General features: G+C 45.3%; 1 protein-coding gene. It reads right to left on the bottom strand.

The window, feature by feature from the left end; all coding sequences use genetic code 11:
- On the bottom strand, positions 1 to 307 hold a 307-nt coding region (locus tag AB4585_RS28230), incomplete at both ends, for a sigma-70 family RNA polymerase sigma factor (protein ID WP_372172076.1).

A 307-nucleotide genomic window follows, 5' to 3' on the forward strand; every position in this document is an offset into this window, starting at 1 on the left:
GTGCCCACTGGGCAATCCATAACAGCTGCGATCTCTTCATAACTTAATCCATCAAGTTCTCGCAACGTCATAGCGGTTTTCAGGTCTTCTGGTAGTGCTTCAATAGCATTGAAAACTACCTCCTTCAATTCATTCGACAACGTTAAGTTTTCTGGGTTCGATATTTCTTTTAGCGCATTCCCAGTTTCTAAGTATTCGGCGTCCTCAGCGTCTACGTCAGTGGCAGGTGGCCTGCGTCCTAGCGCGACAAGATGATTTTTAGCCGTGTTCACCGCAATGCGATATAGCCAAGTATAAAATGCACTTT

This window comes from Vibrio sp. 10N.222.49.C9 (assembly GCF_041474985.1).
Classification (GTDB): Bacteria; Pseudomonadota; Gammaproteobacteria; order Enterobacterales; family Vibrionaceae; genus Vibrio; species Vibrio crassostreae_C.